The organism is Variovorax sp. KBW07 (genome assembly GCF_003852515.1).
Lineage (GTDB): Bacteria > Pseudomonadota > Gammaproteobacteria > Burkholderiales > Burkholderiaceae_C > Variovorax.
Genome location: NZ_QAJK01000264.1, coordinates 1 through 4,463, shown reverse-complemented (window position 1 = coordinate 4,463; position 4,463 = coordinate 1). Strand labels below are relative to the sequence as shown.

Genomic DNA, 4,463 nt, shown 5'->3' with positions numbered 1-4,463 from the left:
AGAGCAAGGACGGCCCGGTCATCTGGGAAGACCATTTCTACCCCGAGATCATCGACCCCGAAACCGGCGAGCTGAAGGCCGACGGCGAAGAAGGCGAACTGGTCTTCACCTCGCTCAGCAAGGAGGCCATGCCGATCGTGCGCTACCGCACGCGCGACCTCACGCGCCTGCTGCCGCCCACCTCGCGCGCGTTCCGCCGCATGGGCAAGATCGTCGGGCGCAGCGACGACATGATGATCATCCGCGGCGTGAACGTCTTCCCCACGCAGGTGGAAGAAATCGTGCTTGCGCACAAGAGCCTCTCGGGCCTCTACCAGGTGCACGTGAGCCGTGCCGACAAGCTCGACCAGGTCGAGGTGCACTGCGAGCTCAATGCCGCCGATGCCGCCGCGGCCGACCGCGCCGCGATCGGCGAATGGGTGCAGCACCGCGTGAAGACACTCATCGGCATCACCACGCGCGTGGTCGTTCACTCGCCCAACGAGATGGAACGCACCCAGACCGGCAAGGCACGCCGCGTGATCGACACCCGGCCGCGCTGAGCTGCCCCGTACTGAACAACTGCGACCCATGACATTGAATTTCCGACAGATCGCCGTTGCCTGCGCCATCGTGGCGCTGGCCGGCTGCGCCGCCACCAACACCACGCCGACCGCGGGCGGCATTGCCATGCCCGCCGGCAAGATCACCATCAAGCGCGACGCCCACGGCGTGCCGCACGTGTACGCCAACGACGTGCGCGGCCTGTTCCACGGCTTCGGCTACGCGGTCGCCGAAGACCGCCTGTTCCAGATGGAAATGGCCCGTCGCGCCGTGCTCGGCACCGTTTCCGAAGTGATGGGCCCGGCCTACGTCGCGCTCGACAAGGGCAGCCGTGCCGGCTTCACGCCTGACTCCATCCGCGCGCAAATGGCGCACCTCTCGGCCGACGACAAGGCGATCTTCGACGGCTATGCCGCCGGCTTCAACGCCCGCGTCAACGAGGTGCTGGCCGCGCAGGCGACGCTGATGCCCAAGCAGTTCAACGATGCCGGCTTCAAGCCGAGGGCCGACTGGACGGGCTACGACGTGGCCATGATCTGGGTCGGCACCATGGCCAACCGCTATTCGAACGTGAGCAGCGAAGTCGCCAACCTGCGGCTGCTGGAGCAACTGCGCAAGGCGCGCGGCGACGTGGCCGGCCGCCAGTTGTTCGACCAGATCCGCTGGGTCGAAGACCCGCTCGCGCCGACCACTGTGCCGCGCACGGCGGCGCGCGCCCAGGCCGCGATGCCGCCGGCCGGCGACGACGTCGTTGCGCGCCTGGCGCCCGTCTCGCCCGAACTGCTGCTTGCCCGCAACGAAATCGATGCGGCCCGCCGCGGCGTGGCCGAGCCCTGGAGCCGCCCCATTGCCAGCAACCTCTGGATCGCCGGGCCGAACAAGACCACCGACGGCAGCACCGTCTTCATCAACGGCCCGCAGTTCAACTGGTTCAACCCCTCGTACGTGTTCGGCATCGGCCTGCACGGCGCCGGCTTCGACGTGACCGGCAATACGCCGTTCGCGCACCCGGTCGTGCTGTTCGGCACCAACGGCAAGATCGCCTGGGGCGCCACCGCCGGCCCGCTGGACGTGAACGACATGTACCAGGAGAAGCTCAACCCGGCCAACCCGTACGAGTACCGCTTCAATGGCGCGATGCGCGCGATGACCAAGCGCACCGAGATCATCAAGGTCAAGGGCCAGCCCGACCAGAGCGTGGACGTGTACGCCACCGTGCACGGCATCGTCACCAATTTCGACCTGCCCAACGGCACCGCCTATTCGATGAAGCGCAGCTGGGACGGCTACGAACTCGAGTCGTTGCTCGGCTGGATCCACTCGATGCAAGCGAAGAACTGGGACCAGTGGCTGGCACAGGCCTCGCGCGTGGCCATTACCATCAACTGGTACTACGCGGACACCGACGGCAACATCGGCTACGTCTCGCCCGGCCGCCTGCCGATCCGCCCGGCCACGCAGGACATCCGCCTGCCCGCCGTGGGCGACGGCTCGATGGAATGGCTCGGCATCCGCCCCTTCAGCGAAGACCCGAAGACCTTCAATCCGGCGCAGGGCTACGTCGCCAACTGGAACAACCAGTCGGCGCCGGGCGCGGTGAGCGACGGCGGCAACTACTCGGTGGTCGACCGCGTGCGCGAGTTCACCGCGCGGCTCGAAGCCAAGCCCAAGCTCACGCCCGACGAACTGTGGGCGCTCAACCGCACCACGGCCTATGCCGACACCAACGCGCGCTACATGCTGCCCTTCGTGCGCGAGGCCACGCGCAGCCTGCCGGCCGCCGACCCGGCACGCCGCGCGGCGCGCCTGCTGGCCGACTGGAACATGCTCAACGAAGACCCGGCCGAACGCGGCGTCTACGACAGCCCCGCCACCACGCTGATGATGAACTGGCTGCCCATCCTCTACCGGAAGGTGCTGGCCGACGACCTGCCGCCCGAGGTGTTCGCGGCCTATGCGGGCAACGGCTACGCCGGCGACACGCAGGTGGCCAGCATCCGCCCCGGCAACGGCATGAAGCTGGTCTACAACGCGCTGCTCGGCACCAAGGCCGGCGTGCCGCAGACCTACGACTTCTTCAACGGGCAGGACAAGAACGCGGTGCTGCGCGCCACGCTCACTGAAGCCATGGCCCAGCTCGAGAAGCGCTACGGCCGCGACACCGCCAAGTGGCGCACGCCGGTGGTGAAGCACGCCTTTCTCACCAGCAACTTCATCGGCGCGCCGCAGGCCGGCGCCGACGAACTGCTGACGCTGCCCAGCTTCATGAACCGCGGCTCGCAGAACGACAAGGTAGTGCTCGGTGCGCGTGGCGTCACCCTGTGCACCGCCGCGCCGCCCGGCCAGAGCGGCTTCGTCGCGCCCGACGGCCGCAGGTCGGCGCACTATGCCGACCAGATGCTGCTCTTCAAGGATTTCGGCTGCAAGCCCGAGCCGCTGACGCCCGCCGAGGTCGACCGCCAGGCCGAGTCGACGAAACAGCTGAGCTACTGAACGCCAGCCCGGCACACAACCATATTCACCCGCAAGGAGAATCACGATGTACACGCAAGCGATGGACACCATGGGCAAGGACGCAGGCGACGGCAATCAGAAGAAAGCCGTTCGCTCCGCCGAGGAAATGCGGCTCGAGGAGCGCTTCGACGCGCACATCGACGCCGGTGATTTCATCGAGGCGAAAGACTGGATGCCCGAGCACTACCGCAAGACGCTGGTGCGGCAGATCAGCCAGCACGCGCACTCGGAAATCGTCGGCATGCTGCCCGAAGGCAACTGGATCAGCCGCGCGCCGACGCTCAAGCGCAAGGCCATCCTGCTGGCCAAGGTGCAGGACGAAGGCGGCCACGGCCTCTACCTGTACGCCGCCGCGGAAACCCTGGGCACCTCGCGCGACCAGATGTTCGACGCGCTGCACAGCGGCAAGGCCAAGTACAGCTCGATCTTCAACTACCCCACGCTCACCTGGGCCGACATGGGCACCATCGGCTGGCTGGTGGATGGCGCGGCCATCATGAACCAGGTGCCGATCTGCCGCTGCTCGTACGCACCGTATGCGCGCGCCATGATCCGCATCTGCCGCGAGGAAAGCTTTCACCAGCGCCAGGGCTACGAGGCCCTGCTGACGATGATGACCCACGGCACCGACGCGCAGAAGGCGATGGTGCAGGACGCGGTGAACCGCTGGTGGTGGCCGTCGATCATGATGTTCGGCCCGCCCGACGACCAGTCGCCGAACAGTGCGCAATCGATGCGCTGGGGCATCAAGCGTTTCAGCAACGACGAGCTGCGCCAGAAGTTCATCGACGCCGCCGTCGAACAGGCCCGCATCCTCGGCGTGACCTTGCCCGACCCCGACCTGAAGTGGAACGAAGAACGCCAGGCGCACGACTTCGGCGCGATCGACTGGAGCGAGTTCTGGCGCGTGGTGGGCGGCGACGGCCCCTGCAATCGCGAGCGCCTGCAAGCCCGCGTGGACGCATGGGAAGACGGCGAATGGGTCCGCGAAGCGGCGATGGCCCACGCCAACAAACAACCATTGAAGGAGGCCGCATGAGCGCCGATACGACAAAACAAGAGTGGCCCCTGTGGGAAGTGTTCGTGCGCAGCAAGGCGGGCCTGGACCACAAGCACTGCGGCAGCCTGCACGCGGCGGATTCGAAGATGGCGATCCAGATGGCGCGCGACGTGTACACGCGCCGCCAGGAAGGCAGCAGCATCTGGGTGGTGCGCTCGGAGCAGATCGTTGCGAGCGACCCTGGGGACAAGGACATGTTCTTCGATCCGGCGGAGGACAAGGTGTACCGGCATCCGACGTTCTATACGTTGCCGAAGTCTGTTGACCACATGTGAGTGATGACGCGTCTTGCTTTTTCTGCTGAGGCTCTTCGGTTGGGGCGCCGTCTTCAGGGCGACGCCCGCGC

3 protein-coding genes and 1 pseudogene are annotated in these 4,463 nt (G+C 66.9%); all 4 read left to right on the top strand.

Annotated features, from left to right (window positions below):
* Positions 1 to 542: pseudogene (locus tag DBV14_RS33070) on the top strand (phenylacetate--CoA ligase); the annotation flags it as partial.
* Positions 543 to 570: 28 nt separating this feature from the next.
* On the top strand, positions 571 to 3,036 hold the full coding sequence (locus tag DBV14_RS33065; protein ID WP_124466465.1) for a penicillin acylase family protein: 2,466 nt from the start codon (positions 571 to 573) through the stop codon (positions 3,034 to 3,036).
* A gap of 46 nt (positions 3,037 to 3,082) precedes the next feature.
* A complete protein-coding gene (gene paaA / locus DBV14_RS33060; RefSeq protein ID WP_124466462.1) occupies positions 3,083 to 4,096 on the top strand; it encodes a 1,2-phenylacetyl-CoA epoxidase subunit PaaA in 1,014 nt (337 codons plus the stop codon).
* A complete protein-coding gene (gene paaB, locus DBV14_RS33055) occupies positions 4,093 to 4,392 on the top strand; it encodes a 1,2-phenylacetyl-CoA epoxidase subunit PaaB (protein ID WP_124466459.1) in 300 nt (99 codons plus the stop codon). Before paaA ends, paaB begins: the two co-directional genes overlap by 4 nt.
* The last annotated feature ends 71 nt before the right edge of the window (positions 4,393 to 4,463 follow it).